Origin of the sequence: Bacillus sp. 5mfcol3.1 (genome assembly GCF_900114335.1) — a bacterium.
GTDB classification, from domain to species: domain Bacteria; phylum Bacillota; class Bacilli; order Bacillales; family Bacillaceae_G; genus Bacillus_A; species Bacillus_A thuringiensis_S.
Map to the genome: position 1 here is coordinate 427,206 of NZ_FOST01000002.1, position 20,418 is coordinate 447,623.

A 20,418-nucleotide genomic window follows, 5' to 3' on the forward strand; every position below is an offset into this window, starting at 1 on the left:
CCGAATATGATGCCAATTATGGATAACAATCAAATGCCGAATATGATGCCATATCAAATGCCGTATCAACAGCCCATGATGCCGCCGAATCCGTATTATCAACAACCAAATCCATATCAAATGCCATATCAGCAAGGAGCGCCGTTTGGACCACAATATACGTCTATGCCAAATCCGAATATGATGCCAATGGATAATAATATGCCGCCGCTTGTGCAGGGTGAGGAAGATTGTGGATGCGGAGGAGAAAGTAGACTATATAGTCCACAACCAGGTGGTCCGCAATATGCGAATCCTTTATATTATCAACCAACTCAGTCTGCATATGCACCACAGCCAGGAACGATGTATTATCAACCAGATCCACCAAATGTATTTGGAGAGCCCGTTTCAGAAGAAGAGGACGAAGAAGTTTAAAAAGGCGGGAGTATTCCCGCCTTTTTTGCATGCGTGTTAATTAAGAAAATGTAGTTTTTTTATGAGGTGCTAGAAAATTCCCAGTGAAATATTAACAGTGTAAAAACCTTCTCTGTTACTCATCATAAGAGGGAGCTTTTCAGTAGAGAAGCTCATTCTAACAGAGGGGGTTTTTGTATTGAATACGAAAGTAAAAGTGATTGCTGCTTCTTTGTTAGTTACCAGTGCATTAGCTGCATGTGGTACACCAAAAGATAACAATGCAATGGATGGACGTAACTACAATTACGAACGTACATCTTATAATGATACACACCAGTATCGTGATAATGTGACACGTAATGATCGTTATACAGATTATGTAACATATAGAAATGGTCGTAACGATACAGGATACAATTATTATCGAGATGTAAATTACAATGGACAAATTGCTAATCCGCATCCAACTCGTAATATTACAATGAACAATTCATACATTAACAATGATGGTAAAACAGCTGAAAGAATAACAAATCGTGTGAAACGTATGAATAACGTAGACCGTGTGTCTACAGTTGTATATGGAAACGATGTAGCGATTGCGGTAAAGCCACGTAACACAGTGACAAATGAAACGGCGATGGCGAACGAAATTCGTCAAGCGGTTTCAAATGAAGTTGGAAACAGAAACGTATATGTTTCTGTAAGAAATGATATGTTTACTCGTGTCGATGCAATGAGTACGCGTCTACGTAACGGTACAGTTACAAACGATTTTAATCGTGACATAGTGAATATGTTCCGAGACATTCGTTACGGTTTAACTGGTACAGTGCGATAACAAAACAAAAGAGGAAGGGTGAGCCCTTCCTCTTTATTCATCGTTGTCTTGTAAACGACGTTTTTTAATAAAATAACTAACGGAGTAAGAAACTAAAAAGCATATGAAAAGAATACTACCTGTTAAAATAGCTTCAAACAGTGGTCTTTCTGGACTGAAAATAATATAAATAATAGCCATAACGATTCCTACAATAAGGGAGCGGAAGACAAGTTTATAATAAGGAGTTAACTTTATTTCCTTTTCACTTTCTTCTACATCGATTGAAACACTTAACTGTAAATAACTAAGGACGATACTTGTAAGAATAAATAATAGCCATAATGGAGATTTCGTAATTTGATCCATTCCTTCAGTGAATCCGATATAGCCTAAAATGCCAATTATACCAAGCGATTGAAAAAGAAAGGCAATACGTATGTTTTTTAATGTTTTCAGAATGAGACGTTCATCCTTTATTTTTTTCACAATATCCATCTCCTGTTTATTATGATTTCGCTGTTATATTAATTGTAACATATATGTTACTTTTATCAATTTATAATTTGCATATTATTCAGTTGGATAAAAGAGGGAATAAAATATTTTTATAAACATGTTGCACTTATAATTTATTAATGTTATATTAACAAAGCGATGAGCTAATTTACGTAAGACGAGAGATATGCTTAAGTGCTAAACACGCGAATGTGGTCGCCTGGTCTCTCGCCGTAAACGCATCAAGACGCCTGCTTTGCAGGCGTCTTTCATTTTATATAAAAGTAAATGATACATGCAGATGAGGTAAACCCTTATCTGCATTTTTTATTTTTCGAAAGAAATGTAATATGGATAAAACCCCTATTTCCGGAAAAACTACTAATGAAAGTATGATCTTGCCTAAAAGAGGTGAACGGAAATGAAATGGATACTGATTGCGATGCAAGCTTTCGTTATGATGTTTTGTTTCGTTTATGAAACGAATGTGAAGGCGGAAGGGCCAGTACCAGAAGTAACGGAAAAAGAACCTGAGGTTACAATTTTATTAGAGCGTATGTATGTTGATGGAGAAGTAAGTGAGGAAATACTTACAGAAAAAGTAGCGGATTTAGAAAAGTTTTTACAGCAATATAAAGAATGGCAACTTGTTGATCGTGATGATGTACAAATCGTATTACAAAAGAAAGTTGATGATATTTCTCCGTTATTGAAAACGAGCGGATATTTTGGTGTTTCAGAGGAAGGGATATTACAAATTTTCAAAGGTGTGCCAAAAAGTGATAATGCGATCCATTCTTTCTTTCAAATTGATATGAAAAAGCTTGAGAGTTATGAGCGTGCGAAATTGAAGCGTGGTATTCGGATTAAATCAAAAGAAGGTTTTGTAAAGACGATTGAAAAAATGAAACAATACGCAGTGCAAAATAAGAAAAAAAGCAGCTCATGGTGAGCTGCTTTTTCTTACTTATTTTTAGCTAAAATTTCTTTTGCGATTTCATCAATTAGCATATCTTTTCCAATTGGATTGAATGCTTTCGTATTGAAGACTTCATTTGATACTTCATATACGTGATTATTTTTAACTGCTTTATTGTCTTTCCAAACGGCACTGTTTTTGTAGTCTTCGTACACTTTATCAGCTTCGCCGCCGAAGTTTACAATAAACATTTGATCAGGCTGGAATGCAACTAGACCTTCTAGTGATACTTGCGCCATCGTTTGTTTTAAATCTGTACCTTTTGTTGCAGGAAGTTTTAAGTCGTTAAAGATGATGTCACCGTATCCGAAGCTGCCGTATACACGGAAGTTTTGAGGTGTAACTGCAACGAACATAAAGTTCTCATCTTTTGTTTTCTCTTTAATTTTTTTAGATAAAGAGTCTGCTTTCTTATCGTAGTCTGCAATCCATTTGTCTGCTTTCTTCTCTTCGTCAAATAGCTTACCTACTTCTTTAAACTTACCACGCCAGTCTTCTAAGTTTGTTTCTAGAACAACTGTAGGTGCAACCTTTTCTAGTTGATCATAAATTTTTAATTGACGGTTGTTTAAAATTATTAAGTCTGGTTTTAAAGCAGTAACAGCTTCTAAATCAACTTTAGGTGCCCAGTACCAACCAACTGCTTTTACTCCATCTAATTTGTCTGTTAAGTGATTTTGGATTTTATCTTTATATGTATTTGCTGTACCAACAGGTTTGTGTCCAAGAAGTAATAGTTCTTCTGTTGATCCAGATAAGTCAACAATTCTCTTTGGATTTACTGGAATTGTAGCTTCACCTTTAGCATGTTTTACAACTTTTGTTTTCGGTTGTTCTTTTGCTTTTGATTCTTCTTTTTGAGAAGAACAGCCAACGATAGAAAGAACAACAAGCATAATAGTAAATAAAATAAATAGCTTACGTTTCATCCTGATGTAACCCCTTTAATTAATATTGATAATCATTATCGACCTCTGTATATTAAGGTGCTTTAACCTTTCTGTCAATGGAAAATAACAGAAGTTTCAAGTGGAGAACATTTGTTGGGGCAGTCTCGCTTTTCTATCATTAAATATGTTAAAATGGAATACATGATTTAAGAGGGAGAGATCGTATTTTGTTTGAATATGTTACAGGTTACGTGGAGTATGTAGGGCCGGAATATGTCGTAATTGACCATAATGGAATTGGTTATCAAATTTTCACACCGAATCCGTATGTATTTCAAAGAAGTAAGCAAGAAATCCGTGTCTATACATATCATTATGTGAGAGAAGATATTATGGCACTTTATGGGTTTAAAACACGTGAAGAGCGTTTATTATTTACAAAGTTGTTAGGCGTGTCTGGCATTGGGCCAAAAGGCGCTCTTGCAATTTTAGCTTCTGGTCAAACAGGACAGGTCGTTCAAGCGATTGAGCATGAAGATGAGAAGTTTTTAGTGAAATTCCCAGGCGTCGGAAAGAAAACAGCACGCCAAATGATTTTAGATTTAAAAGGAAAACTAGCAGATGTCGTACCAGATGCATTTGTGGATTTATTCTCAGACACAGAACGTTTTGATGAGAAGAAAGGTTCATCAGCTGAGCTTGATGAGGCACTGGAAGCTCTGCGCGCACTTGGATACGCAGAACGCGAAGTTTCTCGCGTTGTACCAGAGTTATTAAAAGAATCATTAACGACGGATCAGTATATTAAAAAGGCACTTAGTCTTTTACTAAATGGTAAGAGGTGAGTATAATGGACGAACGTCTCCTTTCAGGGGAATCTGCATATGAAGATGCGGATTTAGAATATTCATTACGGCCACAGACGCTCCGTCAGTATATTGGCCAAGATAAAGCGAAACATAATTTAGAAGTATTTATTGAAGCAGCGAAAATGCGTGAAGAAACGTTAGATCACGTGCTTTTATATGGACCGCCAGGTCTTGGTAAAACGACGCTTGCGAATATTATTGCAAATGAAATGGGCGTTAATGTTAGAACAACTTCAGGTCCCGCGATTGAAAGACCAGGAGATTTAGCTGCTGTATTAACAGCGCTTCAGCCAGGGGATGTATTATTTATTGATGAAATTCATCGTTTGCATAGATCAATTGAAGAAGTATTGTATCCTGCGATGGAAGACTTTTGCCTTGATATCGTAATTGGAAAAGGGCCTTCAGCACGTTCTGTACGCCTAGATTTACCGCCATTTACATTAGTTGGAGCAACGACACGCGCCGGAGCATTATCGGCACCGCTTCGTGACCGCTTCGGTGTACTTTCAAGGTTAGAGTACTACACAGTAGATCAGCTTTCTGCGATTGTTGAACGTACAGCAGAAGTGTTTGAAGTTGAAATCGATTCGTTAGCTGCATTAGAAATTGCAAGACGTGCTCGTGGTACACCTCGTATTGCGAATCGTCTTTTAAGACGTGTACGTGATTTCGCGCAAGTTCGTGGTAACGGAACGGTTACGATGGAAATTACGCAAATGGCATTAGAGCTACTGCAAGTAGATAAATTAGGTCTAGATCATATTGATCATAAATTACTGCTTGGTATTATTGAGAAATTCCGTGGTGGTCCAGTTGGATTAGAAACGGTTTCAGCAACAATTGGAGAAGAATCTCATACGATTGAAGATGTGTATGAGCCGTATTTATTACAAATTGGCTTTTTACAACGAACGCCAAGGGGCCGAATTGTAACGCCGCTTGCGTATGAACATTTCGGAATGGAGATGCCAAAAGTATGATGGAGATGCCCAAAATGCTTATTACAGCGGGAATCTTACTCATCGTTGTTGGATTAGCTTGGAAGTTCATTGGCAGGCTTCCAGGCGATATTTTTGTGAAAAAAGGAAACGTTACCTTTTATTTTCCTATCATTACATGTATTGTGTTAAGTATTGTACTATCTTTTATTATGTATATAATAAATCGATTTAAATAAGAAATAGGTGGATATAGCTATGGATATAAATCTGTTTGATTTTCATTTACCAGAAGAACTTATTGCACAAGTCCCGTTAGAAGATCGTGAAACATCAAGATTAATGGTGTTAGACCGTGAAACAGGTGATATTGAGCATAAACATTTTACGGACATTCTTTCTTACTTACATGAGGGGGATTGCTTAGTTTTAAATGAAACGAAAGTTATGCCTGCTCGTTTGCACGGTGTGAAAGAAGATACAGGCGCGCACATTGAAGTACTTCTTTTAAAACAAGAAGAAGGCGATAAGTGGGAAACGCTTGTAAAGCCAGCGAAACGTGTAAAAGAAGGAACTGTTATCTCTTTTGGCGAAGGGAAATTAAAAGCAACTTGCACAGGAACTGCAGATCAAGGTGGACGTCAGCTTGAATTTTCATATGACGGCATCTTCTATGAAATTTTAGATGAACTTGGGGAAATGCCACTTCCTCCATATATTAAAGAGACGCTAGAAGATCGCGATCGCTATCAAACAGTATATGCGAAAGAAATCGGTTCAGCAGCAGCGCCGACTGCGGGACTTCACTTTACAGAAGAGTTACTTGAGAAGTTAAAGCAAAAAGGCGTTCAGTTGGCATTCATTACACTTCACGTAGGGCTTGGAACATTTAGACCAGTTTCTGCAGACACGATTGAAGAACACCATATGCACGCAGAATATTACCATATGTCTGAAGAGACAGCGGCATTATTAAATCGTGTGAAAGAGAATGGTGGACGTATTATTACTGTAGGTACGACATCAACTCGTACGTTAGAAACAATTGCAACAGATCATGACGGTAAGCTTTGCGCCGCTTCTGGATGGACAGATATTTTCATGTATCCGGGATATGAATTTAAAGCAATTGATGGTTTAATTACAAACTTCCACTTGCCGAAATCAACATTAATCATGCTTGTAAGTGCATTTGCAAATAGAGATAATGTACTTCATGCTTATAATGAAGCAGTAAAAGAAAAATATCGTTTCTTTAGCTTCGGTGATGCAATGTTCGTTGCATCTCACGCTAAAATGAGAAACAAATAAAAGGAGTAAGTTATGACAGCAATTCGTTATGAATTTATTAAGACATGTAAACAAACGGGTGCCCGTTTAGGTCGTGTGCATACACCGCACGGTTCATTTGATACACCAACATTTATGCCAGTTGGTACACTTGCGACAGTTAAGACAATGTCACCGGAAGAATTAAAAGCAATGGATTCTGGCATTATTTTAAGTAATACGTATCATTTATGGCTACGTCCAGGTCATGAAATTATTCGTGAAGCAGGCGGCTTGCATAAATTTATGAACTGGGATCGTGCAATCTTAACAGACTCTGGTGGTTTCCAAGTATTCAGTTTAAGTGACTTCCGTCGTATTGAAGAGGAAGGCGTTCACTTCCGTAATCACTTAAATGGAGATAAATTATTCTTATCACCAGAAAAAGCGATGGAAATCCAAAATGCATTAGGTTCGGATATTATGATGGCATTTGATGAGTGTCCACCATTCCCGGCTACTTTTGAATATATGAAGAAATCTGTAGAGCGTACGAGCCGCTGGGCAGAACGTTGCTTAAAAGCGCATGAACGTCCGCAAGATCAAGGTTTATTCGGTATTGTACAGGGCGGGGAGTACGAAGAGCTTCGTCGTCAAAGTGCGAAAGACCTTGTTTCAATGGACTTCCCTGGTTACGCTGTAGGTGGTTTATCTGTTGGTGAACCGAAAGATATTATGAACCGTGTACTTGAGTTTACAACACCACTTCTTCCAGATAATAAGCCTCGTTACTTAATGGGTGTAGGTTCTCCTGACTCATTAATCGATGGTGCAATTCGTGGTATTGATATGTTTGACTGTGTACTTCCAACTCGTATCGCTCGAAATGGTACATGTATGACAAGTGAAGGTCGACTCGTTGTAAAAAATGCGAAATTTGCAAGAGACTTCGGTCCGCTTGATCCAAACTGTGATTGCTACACATGTAAAAACTACTCACGTGCGTATATTCGTCACTTAATGAAATGTGATGAAACGTTCGGAATTCGTTTAACGTCTTATCACAACCTTCATTTTCTGTTAAACTTAATGGAGCAGGTGAGACAAGCTATTCGTGAAGACCGTCTTGGCGATTTCCGCGAAGAGTTCTTTGAACAGTATGGCTTTAATAAACCGAATGCTAAAAACTTCTAATACATAATTTAAAAGGAGGAACAAAAGATGAATGCAGGTATGATGAATATCGTTATGATTGTTGCGATGTTTGCGATTTTCTATTTCTTATTAATTCGCCCGCAACAAAAACGTCAAAAAGCAGTTGCTCAAATGCAAAGTGAGTTAGCAAAAGGTGATGCTATCGTAACAATCGGTGGTTTACACGGTACAATCGAATCAGTAGATGAGACGAAAATCGTTATTAAATCTGGTGGTTCACACTTAACTTTCGATCGCAATGCGATTCGTGAAGTTGTGAAAAACTAATGTGGAAGGCCCTGCATGAAATGTGCAGGGCCTTTTTTAGTTACTTTGCTTTGACATATTTACACCGAAAATACCACCGAGTGTACTCGCCCCCATTAATGCTAATTGATAAAGTAATTGTGAGTTCGATAAGGTTTGAGAAAAGCCTAAATAGTTAACTAGAAAGACGAGTATAGTGAATGTGAGCCCTGTTGTGAAACCTACTAGCCAACCTTTTCCTTGAGCCTTTTTGCCGGCAGTAAATCCAGACATAAGCATAGATAAAAGAGCGAGTATAAAAATAGTAACGGTTAATGTCCCTTCATTTATATTTGTAAACTTTAATAAAAGAGCCATAATCATACTAGTAATAGATGCAAGAATTAGTAGTGTAACAATACCGAAGCCAATTGCAGTTGATAATTTTTTCGTTCCATCCATTTATGCATTCCCCCTTTTTAATACAAGCATATTTTCCTTTTGCCCAAGTTAGACTAGTTTCTTTTTTATAGGGGAGTCTATACGTAAAAAAGGAGATGTAGAAATGGAATGGATATCAATAATTGGACGGACAATGCTTTTGTATATCATCATCTTAATTATTTTTCGTCTTATGGGTAAACGTGAGATAGGAGAGCTAAGTGTATTAGATTTAGTCGTATTTATTATGCTTGGAGAAATGGCCGTAGTGGCAATTGAAAATACCGATAAATCACTTTGGCATCAATTAGTTCCGATGACTTTTCTTATGTGCATCCAAATTATTTTGTCAGTCATTTCCCTAAAGTATCAACGCTTTCGGCATTTAATAGAAGGTGAGCCAGCTATTCTTGTAAACGCGGGGAAGATTGATGAAAAGAAGATGAGAAAGCAACGGTATAATATAGATGATTTAATGATGCAATTAAGGGAACAAGGAGTTGGAGATATTCGGGATGTAGAATATGCTATTTTGGAACCGTCTGGGAAGTTATCTGTCTTTCAAAAACAAAAAAATAAACAAGATACATTACAGTTTACGCTTCCTCTTATTATTGATGGAGAAATTCAATCTAGTCATTTACAAATGATTGAGCATACAGATGAATGGCTTATTGAGAAATTAAAAAACTTAGGTTATAACGATGTAACACAAATTTTATACTGTAGTTTTCAAAACGGACAATTTTTTGTTGATGTAAAAGAAAATTAGAGATTTATCCTTTGAAAGAGTAAGAATGATTGGTTTAACTAATAATCAGTGGAGATTACCCCACTGATTAAAGTTTCATCTTATTTCAAAAATGAAAGTTTACGAATGATAGGGAGACGACTTAACTCTTCTTTTCGAATGAGTTTGAAAGTGAAGAGAAGTACGATATAAACAATTGTTGTTAAAGTGATTTCCCATAATGTTTGTATGCCAAGGGAATGAGAGAAAATAATATATTTATGGAGATAAAAACCGAAGGCGCCTGCGATACCGATGGCAAGTCCGCCGAAAATATAGTCTTTTGCGTAAATGGTAAATGTAATCTTTTTTAAAACAGTAGCGTAGTGAAGAAATGTTACTGTTACAATATTTGCAGCGATAGCAAGTGCAACCCCCATCATTTGAAATTCTGGCCTTGATGCTAGTACAAAAATAACGATTAATTTCACGATGGCACCAATAAATGTATTCATCATTGCAGCCCTTGCTAAGTTTAAAGCTTGCAAAACAGAGGTAAGTGGACTTTGGAAATAATGAAATAAAAAGCAAGGCGCAAGAAGTTGAATGAATGCTGTTGCGCTGTCTGATCCATACATAAGAGTTAAAACAGGAGAAGCGAATACGTATAATATAACGACAGACCATCCGCCGGTAATTAATGAAATTCGAAGTGCTTGTTGTAAACGGTGCTCCACTAATTTATGTTGTCTTTTTGCCATTGCTTCACTAATAGAAGGGACGAGCGCTGTAGAAAGAGCGTATGTAATAAAGGCGGGTAGTGATAGAAGCGGGAATGCATAACCGTTTAATATACCGTATTGCTGGGTTGCAACAGAAGCAGCGACACCAGCGATTGCTAAGCTTTGCATAACGACAATAGGTTCAAAAAAATATGAAACGGAGCCGATTAAACGACTTCCTGTAGTTGGAAGGGCAATATCCATCAGAGAATAAAATGTCCCTTTGCTTTCCTTTACAGTATTGAAAAATCCAGAGCGTATTGATAAATGTTTTTCTCGCTGAAATAACGTGAGTAAAAATAATAAGGATGCAACTTCACCGAGAACAGCTGATAACATAGCGCCTGCTGCAGCGTATTCTATGCCGTAAGGTAAAAATAATTGAATGCATATAGCGATAATGGTAATGCGGACGACTTGTTCTAGAACTTGCGCATAAGCGCTAGGTTTCATGTTTTGTGTCCCTTGAAAGTAACCACGCAAAACAGAAGAAACAGCAATAACCGGGACAACGGGCAAAATGGCCATTAATGGATAGTACGTTCTTTCGTCGGTTAATAATGTTTTTGCTAAAATAGGCGTGAGGAACATAATTCCGATTGTTAAAATGATACTAATAACGGATGTAACAGCTAGTGATACGGTTAATATTTTTTTAACTCTTTGTTTATCGTTCACAGCTTCCGCTTCTGCTACAAACTTTGCGATTGCGACAGGAAGACCAATTTGTGTCAATGTAATTGCTAAAATGAATGTAGGAACGGCCATCATATAAAGACCAACGCCTTCTTCTCCTAAAATACGTGCCATTACTATGCGGTTGATAAAGCCAAGTATTTTTGTAATAAAGCCGGCTATCATTAAAATAAATGCGCCTTTTAAAAAGCTTTGTCTCGTCATGTTCTTCTCCTACCTTCTCAAAATCAATGGAATGATTTACAATAATTTATATGCACGTACGAGACAAGAATGACAAGCATTTAAGAGAGTGAAGTATGATAGTGCTCTTGAAAGTAGTTATTGCTGTCCATTAGAGCGGGATTAAAGCGACTTTTTCGTGCTGAAATAAGAAGGAGATGTTATAAATGTTAGATAGAGAGGCTTTGGTAGAATCATACCGCGGACAGTTACAAGTCGTTTTAGAAAGTAAAGTAGAAGAGTTTCAAATGTTCGGTTACGACCGAGTAACAGATGATGACATTTGGAAGTTTCTCAAAGTGAAAAAGTGGAAGAAGATAGACAGCGATGTTAGATTGTATGAATTAGTTAATGACGTATTAACAGTAAGTACTAATGAATATATGACATATTTAACTGTTGAAGCTTACCAAGCACCGCTTTGGTCATTTGATGAGTACGAAAATAAATAACCGACTGCAATTGGTTTGTTCTTCCTTTTGCAGTATAATGATATGTATTGATAAAGAGGAAATAATTGTGTCTAAGATTATATATAAAGGAGGTAGTGAAGAGGAAAATAAATGATGAAAGTGTAGGGAGTGTAAAAGCTTACCTATACAGCTAGTGATGAGCTAGCAAAAATTATAGAAAGGAAGTCTACTAACTAGGCGTATGCACACGTATAGCAGTGAATCGTAAAAGATTTATTGAAAGTGTTAGTAGCAGAAAGAGGGTACATATGGCAAAGCGTGGTACGAGAATTACCGCCTTTTTCCTCATCGTCTTATTAATCGGTGGAGTAATTGGTGCGGCAGGAAAAGACATAGCAAAAGGAATTAGTCTAGGACTAGACCTTCGCGGTGGTTTTGAAATTCTGTATGAAGTAAAACCAGCCAAAAAAGGTGATAAAATCGATCGAGACGTACTTGTAAGTACAGTAGGTGCTCTTGAAAATCGTGTCAATGTTCTCGGTGTAAGTGAGCCGAACATTCAAATCGAAGGGCAAGATCGAATTCGTGTACAGCTTGCTGGTGTACAAGATCAGCAAAAAGCACGTGAAATGTTATCAACACAAGCGAAATTAACATTCCGTGATGTGGATGATAACCTTCTTATGGATGGAACGGATTTAAAAGGCGGCGGAGCGAAGCAAACATTTGATGAGCAAGGCCGTGCGAGCGTAGGTCTTACACTAAAAAGCGCTGAAAAATTCCGTGAAGTAACTGAAAAAATTTCTAAAATGCCACCACCAACGAATTTAATGGTAATTTGGCTTGATTTTGAAGAAGGAAAAGATTCGTATAAAGCAGAATCTGCAAAACCGAATCCAAAGTTCTTATCAGCAGCAACAGTAAACCAAGTATTTAACCAAGCTGAAGTATCTATCGTAGGTGGAAACTTCACAGTTGAAAGTGCGAAACAACTTTCATCTTTATTAAATGCAGGTGCACTGCCTGTTGATTTAAAAGAAATGTATTCAACATCTGTTGGAGCGAAATTTGGTCAACAAGCATTAGACCAAACAATTTTCGCTAGTGCGATTGGTATCGCTCTTATTTTCTTATTTATGCTTGTGTATTACCGTTTACCAGGACTTGTAGCGGTTATTATGTTAGGTCTATACATTTTTGTTACATTACTTGTCTTTAACTGGATGCATGCGGTTCTGACATTACCAGGTATTGCCGCATTAGTGCTCGGGGTAGGTATCGCAGTTGATGCGAATATTATTACGTACGAGAGACTGAAAGAAGAGCTGAAAATTGGTAAGTCCATGATGTCAGCATTCCGAGCTGGTAACCATCGTTCATTAGCAACAATTTTAGATGCGAACGTTACGACTCTTGCAGCTGCAGGTGTGTTATTTGTATATGGTACAAGCTCAGTACAAGGGTTTGCAACAAGTTTAATCGTAAGTATTTTAGTCGGTTTCATTACGAACGTATTCGGTACTCGTTTCTTACTAGGTTTACTTGTAAAGAGCCGTTACTTCGATAAAAAACCATCATATTTTGGTGTGAAACAAAAGGATATTATTCCGTTAACAAAAGGTGTAGTGCATCCGCCAACGAAATTTGATCGTATTAACTTCGTGAATATCGGTCATAAATTCCTTATCTTCTCAATTGTAGTTGTAATTGCAGGTGCAATTATCCTGCCAATTTTCAAATTGAATCTTGGTATTGACTTTGCAAGTGGTACACGTATGGACTTGCAATCAAAACAAGCACTTACTGTAGCTGATGTTCATAAAGATTTTAAAGAGTTGAACATTGATGTGAAGGAAGAAAATATTGTACCGACTGGGGATGACAATAAAGGTTTCGCAGTTCGTACATTAGGTGTTTTATCAAAAGATGAAATTGCGAAAACAAAAACATTCTTCCATGATAAATATGGTACGGATCCAAACATAAGTACAGTTTCACCGACAATCGGTAAAGAAATTGCACGAAATGCATTTATCGCTGTACTGATTGCTTCTGCAGTTATCATTTTATACGTAAGTATTCGATTCCGATTTACGTATGCGTTATCTGCAGTACTTGCATTATTACATGACGCATTCGTTATGGTTGTTATGTTTAGTATTTTCCAATTAGAGGTAGACTTAACGTTTATCGCTGCAGTACTAACAATCATCGGTTATTCTATTAATGACTCGATTGTTACATTTGATAGAAACCGTGAATTATACAAACAGAAAAAACGAGTGCGCGATATAAAAGACCTAGAGGAAATTGTAAATGCAAGTATTCGCCAAACGCTTGGTCGTTCGATTAACACCGTATTAACAGTGTTACTCCCAGTAATTGCACTACTTATCTTTGGTAGTGAGTCACTACGTAACTTCTCGTTTGCGTTACTTGTTGGATTAATAGTAGGTACGTACTCTTCTGTTTTCGTTGCCTCTCAAATTTGGTTAATGCTTGAAAACCGTCGTTTGAAAAAGGGGAAAAACAAGAAGAAGGTTGAGAAAGTAGAATCTGAACCGCAAGTATAGAAAAGATGATGCCTTATTATGAGGCATCTCTTTTTTCGTTTGTGGATACAATAAGATAGCAACTTTTTGATGGGAAGAAGATGGAAGAAAGTGGTGGTGTTATCGCTGTTTTTGTTAAAATAAAAAGATAGGTTAAGAAAAGAAGGGATTTTAATTATGGAAAAAGATGAACGTTTTAAACAGGCCGAGTTTGGTGCTATTGTCGGGATCGTTGGTAATATTATATTAGCAATTGTAAAGGCGGTAATTGGTTATATTGGGAACAGTAAAGCACTGCTAGCAGATGCGGTGCATTCTGCATCAGATGTAATTGGTTCGCTAGCTGTACTTTTTGGATTGCGAGCGGCAAAGCAGCCACCTGATGAAGATCATCCGTATGGTCATGGTAAAGCGGAATCGATTTCAGCGATTATTGTTGCGGTATTATTATTTATTGTGGGACTTGAAATCGCGATTTCATCTATAAAAGCTTTTTCGCAAGAACTAGAACCGCCGAAAGGAATTACGATTTTTGCTGTTGTTCTTTCAATCGTCGTGAAAGAAGGAATGTTTCAATATAAATTCCGATTAGGGAAAAGGGTAAATAGTGATGCAATTATTGCAAATGCATATGAGCACCGTTCAGATGTATTTTCTTCAATTGCAGCTTTAATCGGTATTTGTGCAGCTATACTCGGTGGTAAGCTTGGTATAGACTGGCTTGTATATGCTGATCCGATTGCAGGATTAGTTGTTTCGCTTCTTGTTGTAAAAATGGCATGGAGCATTGGAGCGGAAGCAATTCATGCAACGCTTGACCATGTTCTTCATGAGGAGGATGTTATTCCGCTTAGAGAAGCAGTTCTTCAAGTAGATGGTGTGAAAAAAATTGGTTCTTTATATGCACGGGAGCATGGTCATTATGTTATTGTCGATATTAAAGTGTCTGTAGATCCATACATTACTGTAGAAGAAGGACACCGTATTGGAAAACATGTGAAAGAAATACTTATGAAACAAGATAATGTACAAAATGTATTCGTACATATAAATCCGTATTCTCCAAATTAAACATCATTAACATTTTAGTATATAGATATTGCATCGTAGTTTGCATTATATTGTCACCCCTTAATCTGTCTTGTATAATGAACAGGTTAAGGGGTGATTTCGTGTTACAACCGAAGACGCGTTGGAAAGAAAAAGAATATAATGACGAACGAGTGAGTGAATTAGCAAGTAAATTACAGTTATCGCCACTTGTCGTTTCATTATTCCTCGGTAGAGGACTAGATACAGAAGATAAGATTTTAGATTTTTTAAATACAGAAAATCAAGAATTTCATGATCCATTTTTATTAGAAGGAATGGATAGAACGGTAGAACGTGTAAATAAGGCGATTCAAAATGGAGAACAAATATTAATATTTGGTGATTACGATGCAGACGGAGTAAGTAGTACAACTGTGTTATATCTTGCTCTTCAAGAATTAGGTGCAGAAGTAGAATTTTATATTCCAAATCGTTTTACAGAAGGGTATGGGCCGAACGAAGAAGCGTTTCGTTGGGCGCATAGCGCAGGGTTCTCACTGATTATTACTGTCGACACTGGCATCGCAGCAGTACATGAAGCGAATGTAGCGAAAGAGCTTGGAATAGATCTAATTATTACAGATCACCATGAGCCACCGCCAGAATTGCCAGAAGCACTTGCGATTATACATCCGAAATTAGATGGCGGTGTATATCCGTTTCACTATTTAGCTGGTGTAGGTGTTGCGTTTAAAGTTGCACATGCACTATTAGGCCGTGTACCAGAACATTTATTAGAGATTGCAGTAATCGGTACAGTAGCCGATTTAGTGTCACTTCATGGTGAAAATAGGTTGCTAGTGAAACGCGGTTTAAAACATATGCGTATGACGAAAAATATTGGTTTAAAGGCATTGTTTAAAGTTGCTAACGTTTCGCAAAGTGAAATTACAGAAGAGAGTATTGGCTTCTCAATTGCACCGCGTATTAATGCGGTCGGGCGTTTAGAAGATGCAACGCCGGCTGTACACCTTTTATTATCAGATGATCCTGAGGAAGCAAAAGAGTTAGCCGAAGAAATTGATGAGCTGAACAAACTGCGAAAAGATATTGTAAAGCAAATTACAGAAGAGGCTATCGCTGAAGTTGAAAATAACTTCCCGCCAGAAGAAAACAAAGTGTTAGTACTTGCAAAAGAAGGTTGGAATCCGGGTGTAATTGGGATTGTCGCTTCTAAATTAGTTGAACGTTTTTATCGTCCGACTATTGTATTATGCATTGATCCTATAAAAGAAACAGCAAAAGGCTCAGCGCGTAGTATTGCAGGATTTGATTTGTTTGCAAATTTATCAGATTGTAGAGAGTTATTGCCACACTTCGGAGGGCATCCGATGGCAGCGGGAATGACGCTACATATGAATGATGTAGATGAATTACGTCGCCGCTTAAATGAACAAGCAGATGCAATTTTAACAGAAGAAGATTTTATTCCAATTACAGCAGTTGATGTTTTTTGCAAAGTAGAGGATGTAACACTAGCGGCAATTGAAGATATGCAGAAGTTAGCACCATTTGGTGTTGGAAATCCGAAACCACGTATTGCAGTGAAAGATGCAGAGTTAGAAAGTATTCGCGCAATCGGATCAGATGGCTCTCATTTAAAAATGGCTCTTCGTGATGGACAAGCAACACTGGATACAATTGGATTTGGTTTTGGTGCATATGCGAAAGAAATCTCTCCAGTTGCAAAAGTATCTGTAATAGGAGAAGCATCCATCAATGAATGGAATAATTTTAAGAAGCCACAATTAATGGTACAAGATATTGCTGTAGAGGCGTGGCAATTATTTGATTGGCGTAGTATGCGTAATGCAGAAGCAAATTTAGCAGAACTTCCGAAAGAAAAAATAACAATGGTGTATTTTTCTGAAGAGGTATTGAATAAATTTTCTTTAGAGAGCTATAAAGAGAAGCTCATGCATGCTTCAGAAGTAACGCATTTAGATGATCAATATATCGTGTTACTTGATTTACCAAAAGGAACAGATGAATTAAGTGAGCTATTTAAAGTAGGATTCCCAGCGCGAATTTATACGCTATTTTATCAAGAAAATAACCATCTATTTAGTACAGTTCCTACGAGAGAACACTTTAAATGGTACTATTCTTTCTTAAGCCAAAAAACACCATTTTCTTTAAGACAATATGGAGAACAACTATGTCGCCATAAAGGTTGGTCAAAAGATACAGTAAATTTCATGACACAGGTGTTTTTTGAGTTAGAATTTGTTACAATAAAAGATGGCGTCATTTTTATGGCAGACAAAAAACAAAAGCGTGATTTAATTGAATCGAACACATATCGTGAGAAAATGAACCACTTACAATTAGAAAAAGAATTGGTTTATAGCACATATCAGCAACTATATACATGGTTTGAAACGATTCGTAATCATAAAGAAGTAGAACAGTTAGGGTAAAGGATTTGTATTTACAAACCTTTTAGATCTGAGGAGGATTCAGAAATATGGATTTCAAGCAACATATCGCAATTGTACCGGATTATCCGAAAGAAGGTATTGTGTTTAAAGACATTACACCTTTAATGAATGACGGTAAAGCATACAAAGCAGCAACAGATGCAATCGTTGAGTACGCAAAAGAAAGAGATATCGATGTTGTAGTAGGACCAGAAGCTCGTGGTTTCATTATCGGTTGCCCAGTTTCTTATGCGTTAGAAGTAGGATTTGCGCCAGTTCGTAAATTAGGAAAATTACCACGTGAAGTAATTACAGTTGACTACGGTAAAGAATATGGTAAAGATGTTTTAACAATCCATAAAGATGCAATTAAGCCAGGTCAACGCGTATTAATTACAGATGATCTATTAGCTACAGGTGGAACAATCGAAGCGACAATTAAGTTAGTTGAAGAGCTAGGCGGAGTTGTAGCAGGGATTGCATTCTTAGTAGAGCTTACTTACTTAGATGGTCGTAAAATGTTAGATGGTTACGATGTATTAGTATTAGAAAAATACTAATCACTATATAGGTAAAACTACGGTGATAAAAAGTACCCGTGAATCTCTTGGAGAGGAGCGGGTACTTTTGTATAATTGAACAAAAAATCATGGTGAAATGTCAGTAAAATCTTTTCCTTTTCACAATTCACAATCATTGGGTTATAATGATAGAATATAATTTATTCTATTAAATAAAGATAAAGTCAATTTTCAATAAAAGGTGATTCGATGGCAAATGAGCAGGTACTAACAGCTGAACAGGTACTCGAGAAAGCAAGTCAATATTTAGCGGATGAAGATATTGAGCTAGTGGCACGTGCTTATGAATATGCACGTGATGCGCATAGCGAACAATATAGAAAATCGGGTGAACCGTATATTATTCATCCGATTCAAGTTGCAGGTATTTTAGTTGATTTACACATGGATCCAGCTACGGTATCAGCAGGTTTCTTACATGATGTAGTGGAAGATACAGAGATTACGTTAGAAGATATTGAACGGGAATTTAACAAAGAAATTGCTATGCTTGTTGATGGTGTTACAAAGCTTGGGAAGATTAAATATAAATCTCACGAACAACAACAAGCAGAAAACCATCGCAAAATGTTTATTGCAATGGCTCAAGACATTCGAGTTATTTTAATTAAACTAGCTGATCGTCTTCATAACATGCGTACATTGAAACATTTGCCTCAAGAGAAGCAGCGTCGCATAGCGAATGAAACGTTAGAAATCTTTGCACCTTTAGCACATAGACTCGGAATTAGTACTATTAAATGGGAGCTAGAGGATACGTCACTTCGCTATTTAAATCCCCAACAATATTATCGTATTGTAAATTTAATGAAGCGTAAACGTGCAGAACGTGAAGAATACTTAGACGAAGTAATGACTGGTATTCGTGAGAAATTAAAAGAAGTTGCAATTCAACCTGAGATTTCTGGAAGACCGAAACATATTTACAGTATTTATCGTAAAATGGCACTGCAAAATAAGCAGTTCAATGAAATTTACGATTTATTAGCTGTACGTGTCGTTGTAAATAGTATTAAAGATTGTTATGCGGTGCTTGGAATTATTCATACGTGCTGGAAGCCGATGCCAGGTCGTTTTAAAGATTATATTGCAATGCCAAAAGCAAATCTATATCAATCTCTTCATACGACTGTAATTGGACCAAAAGGTGATCCACTTGAAGTGCAAATTCGTACGAAAGAAATGCACGAAATTGCAGAATTCGGGATCGCGGCACACTGGGCGTACAAAGAAGGAAAAACAGCAGAAACAACAGGTACATTAGAGAAGAAACTCACATGGTTCCGTCAAATACTAGAATGGCAAAATGAAGCTTCTAATGCAGAAGAATTTATGGAGTCATTAAAAATTGATTTATTTTCTGACATGGTATTCGTCTTTACACCGAAAGGCGATGTAATGGAATTACCACTTGGATCGGTTCCGATTGATTTCGCGTATCGTGTCCATTCGGAAATTGGGAATAAAACAATTGGTGCAAAAGTAAACGGTAAAATGGTGACGTTGGATTATAAATTAAAAACAGGCGACATCATTGAAATTTTAACGTCGAAACATTCATATGGCCCAAGTCAAGATTGGGTAAAACTTGCTCAAACCTCTCATGCGAAAAATAAAATTCGTCAATTCTTTAAGAAACAACGTAGAGACGAAAATATTGAAAAAGGCCGTGAACTTGTTGAAAAGGAAGTACGTGGTCTAGAGTATGAGATGAAAGAAGTATTAGCGCCTGATAACTTAAAACGCGTCGCTGAGAAATTTAACTTTGCAAATGAAGAAGATATGTTTGCAGCAGTTGGATATAGCGGAATTACAGCTTCGCAAATTGTTACGCGACTAACGGACAAGTTCCGCAAACAACGCGAAGAAGAAGAAATTGTTGAAGTTAAAGAAGTTCGTAAACCGATGAAAATTCGAAAATGGGATTCTGGTGTAAAGGTAAGCGGTGCTGATAATTTATTAATCCGTTTATCGAAATGCTGTAACCCAGTTCCAGGCGATGATATCGTTGGATATATTACGAAAGGCCGAGGTGTATCGATTCACCGCCGTGATTGTGTAAACGTTCATACAGAAGAAGCTGTAGAACGTTTATTAGAAGTAGAGTGGGAAGGTAGCCCTGAAAAAGAAATTGAGTATAACGTTGATATTGAAATTTCGGGTTACGATCGCCGTGGTTTATTAAATGAAGTACTGCAAGCTGTTACAGAGACGAAAACGTATATTTCAGCTGTTTCTGGTAGAAGTGACCGTAATAAAATGGCAACAATTAATATGTCAATCTCGATTCGTAACTTACAACACTTGAAAAAAGTAGTAGAACGCATTAAACGCGTTCCAGAAATTTATGCAGTACGACGCATGATGCATTAATAGGGAGTGTA

The 20,418-nt window shown here is 37.1% G+C and carries 19 protein-coding genes and 1 pseudogene; 16 read left to right on the forward strand and 4 right to left on the reverse strand.

Going from position 1 to position 20,418, the window contains the following annotated elements:
* A pseudogene (locus tag BM089_RS11480) lies at window positions 1-417 on the forward strand (peptigoglycan-binding protein LysM); the annotation flags it as partial.
* 178 nt (window positions 418-595) lie between these two features.
* The gene (locus BM089_RS11485) at window positions 596-1,240 is read left to right on the forward strand and encodes a YhcN/YlaJ family sporulation lipoprotein (protein WP_001093537.1); all 645 of its coding nucleotides are present in this window, start codon (window positions 596-598) and stop codon (window positions 1,238-1,240) included.
* Between the two features lie 33 nt (window positions 1,241-1,273).
* Here BM089_RS11485 and BM089_RS11490 read toward each other — a convergent pair whose 3' ends face one another.
* The gene (locus tag BM089_RS11490; protein WP_023523099.1) at window positions 1,274-1,708 is read right to left on the reverse strand and encodes a hypothetical protein; all 435 of its coding nucleotides are present in this window, start codon (window positions 1,706-1,708) and stop codon (window positions 1,274-1,276) included.
* A gap of 430 nt (window positions 1,709-2,138) precedes the next feature.
* On the opposite strand from BM089_RS11490, the gene BM089_RS11495 reads away from it, so the two are divergent.
* Entirely contained in the window at window positions 2,139-2,669 is a 531-nt protein-coding gene (locus tag BM089_RS11495) for a BofC C-terminal domain-containing protein (RefSeq protein ID WP_000871172.1), read from the forward strand.
* A gap of 11 nt (window positions 2,670-2,680) precedes the next feature.
* Here the strand turns inward: BM089_RS11495 and BM089_RS11500 are convergent, their stop codons facing one another.
* Window positions 2,681-3,625 carry an iron-hydroxamate ABC transporter substrate-binding protein gene (locus BM089_RS11500; RefSeq protein WP_000823606.1) on the reverse strand — a complete coding sequence of 315 codons (945 nt, stop codon included), beginning with the start codon at window positions 3,623-3,625 and terminating at the stop codon, window positions 2,681-2,683.
* 188 nt (window positions 3,626-3,813) lie between these two features.
* On the opposite strand from BM089_RS11500, the gene ruvA reads away from it, so the two are divergent.
* The 6 genes from ruvA to yajC are packed head-to-tail and all read left to right on the forward strand — an operon-like array spanning window position 3,814 to window position 8,147.
* On the forward strand, window positions 3,814-4,431 hold the full coding sequence (ruvA, locus tag BM089_RS11505; protein ID WP_000464511.1) for a Holliday junction DNA helicase RuvA: 618 nt from the start codon (window positions 3,814-3,816) through the stop codon (window positions 4,429-4,431).
* Between the two features lie 5 nt (window positions 4,432-4,436).
* A complete protein-coding gene (gene ruvB, locus BM089_RS11510) occupies window positions 4,437-5,438 on the forward strand; it encodes a Holliday junction branch migration DNA helicase RuvB (RefSeq protein WP_000344450.1) in 1,002 nt (333 codons plus the stop codon).
* Window positions 5,435-5,635: a DUF2905 domain-containing protein gene (locus BM089_RS11515; protein ID WP_000970410.1), complete on the forward strand. Its 201-nt coding sequence runs from the start codon at window positions 5,435-5,437 to the stop codon at window positions 5,633-5,635. Before ruvB ends, BM089_RS11515 begins: the two co-directional genes overlap by 4 nt.
* A gap of 19 nt (window positions 5,636-5,654) precedes the next feature.
* Complete coding sequence (gene queA, locus BM089_RS11520; RefSeq protein WP_000354014.1) at window positions 5,655-6,707, forward strand: tRNA preQ1(34) S-adenosylmethionine ribosyltransferase-isomerase QueA; 1,053 nt, start codon at window positions 5,655-5,657, stop codon at window positions 6,705-6,707.
* 12 nt (window positions 6,708-6,719) lie between these two features.
* Complete coding sequence (gene tgt / locus BM089_RS11525; RefSeq protein ID WP_000125365.1) at window positions 6,720-7,859, forward strand: tRNA guanosine(34) transglycosylase Tgt; 1,140 nt, start codon at window positions 6,720-6,722, stop codon at window positions 7,857-7,859.
* Between the two features lie 27 nt (window positions 7,860-7,886).
* On the forward strand, window positions 7,887-8,147 hold the full coding sequence (gene yajC, locus BM089_RS11530) for a preprotein translocase subunit YajC (protein ID WP_000991115.1): 261 nt from the start codon (window positions 7,887-7,889) through the stop codon (window positions 8,145-8,147).
* A gap of 36 nt (window positions 8,148-8,183) precedes the next feature.
* On the opposite strand, the gene BM089_RS11535 is transcribed toward yajC, so the two are convergent.
* The gene (locus BM089_RS11535; RefSeq protein WP_000349148.1) at window positions 8,184-8,567 is read right to left on the reverse strand and encodes a TIGR04086 family membrane protein; all 384 of its coding nucleotides are present in this window, start codon (window positions 8,565-8,567) and stop codon (window positions 8,184-8,186) included.
* 103 nt (window positions 8,568-8,670) lie between these two features.
* Between BM089_RS11535 and BM089_RS11540 the strand changes: the two genes are divergently transcribed.
* Entirely contained in the window at window positions 8,671-9,318 is a 648-nt protein-coding gene (locus tag BM089_RS11540) for a DUF421 domain-containing protein (protein WP_000454821.1), read from the forward strand.
* Window positions 9,319-9,398: 80 nt separating this feature from the next.
* Here BM089_RS11540 and spoVB read toward each other — a convergent pair whose 3' ends face one another.
* Window positions 9,399-10,958 (reverse strand): stage V sporulation protein B, encoded by a 1,560-nt coding sequence (gene spoVB / locus BM089_RS11545; RefSeq protein WP_090977009.1) that lies wholly within the window; start codon window positions 10,956-10,958, stop codon window positions 9,399-9,401.
* Between the two features lie 185 nt (window positions 10,959-11,143).
* On the opposite strand from spoVB, the gene BM089_RS11550 reads away from it, so the two are divergent.
* From BM089_RS11550 to relA, 6 genes are all read left to right on the forward strand, one after another.
* Window positions 11,144-11,428, forward strand: coding sequence for a post-transcriptional regulator (locus BM089_RS11550; protein WP_000886979.1), 285 nt, complete (start codon window positions 11,144-11,146; stop codon window positions 11,426-11,428).
* 269 nt (window positions 11,429-11,697) lie between these two features.
* Window positions 11,698-13,962: a protein translocase subunit SecDF gene (gene secDF / locus BM089_RS11555; RefSeq protein ID WP_090977011.1), complete on the forward strand. Its 2,265-nt coding sequence runs from the start codon at window positions 11,698-11,700 to the stop codon at window positions 13,960-13,962.
* 156 nt (window positions 13,963-14,118) lie between these two features.
* Window positions 14,119-15,012 (forward strand): cation diffusion facilitator family transporter, encoded by an 894-nt coding sequence (locus tag BM089_RS11560; protein ID WP_000409746.1) that lies wholly within the window; start codon window positions 14,119-14,121, stop codon window positions 15,010-15,012.
* Window positions 15,013-15,113: 101 nt separating this feature from the next.
* Window positions 15,114-17,453 carry a single-stranded-DNA-specific exonuclease RecJ gene (gene recJ, locus BM089_RS11565; protein WP_000941225.1) on the forward strand — a complete coding sequence of 780 codons (2,340 nt, stop codon included), beginning with the start codon at window positions 15,114-15,116 and terminating at the stop codon, window positions 17,451-17,453.
* Window positions 17,454-17,500: 47 nt separating this feature from the next.
* Complete coding sequence (locus BM089_RS11570; protein WP_000346215.1) at window positions 17,501-18,013, forward strand: adenine phosphoribosyltransferase; 513 nt, start codon at window positions 17,501-17,503, stop codon at window positions 18,011-18,013.
* A 210-nt stretch (window positions 18,014-18,223) separates the two neighbouring features.
* A complete protein-coding gene (relA, locus tag BM089_RS11575) occupies window positions 18,224-20,407 on the forward strand; it encodes a GTP diphosphokinase (RefSeq protein WP_001262795.1) in 2,184 nt (727 codons plus the stop codon).
* The last annotated feature ends 11 nt before the right edge of the window (window positions 20,408-20,418 follow it).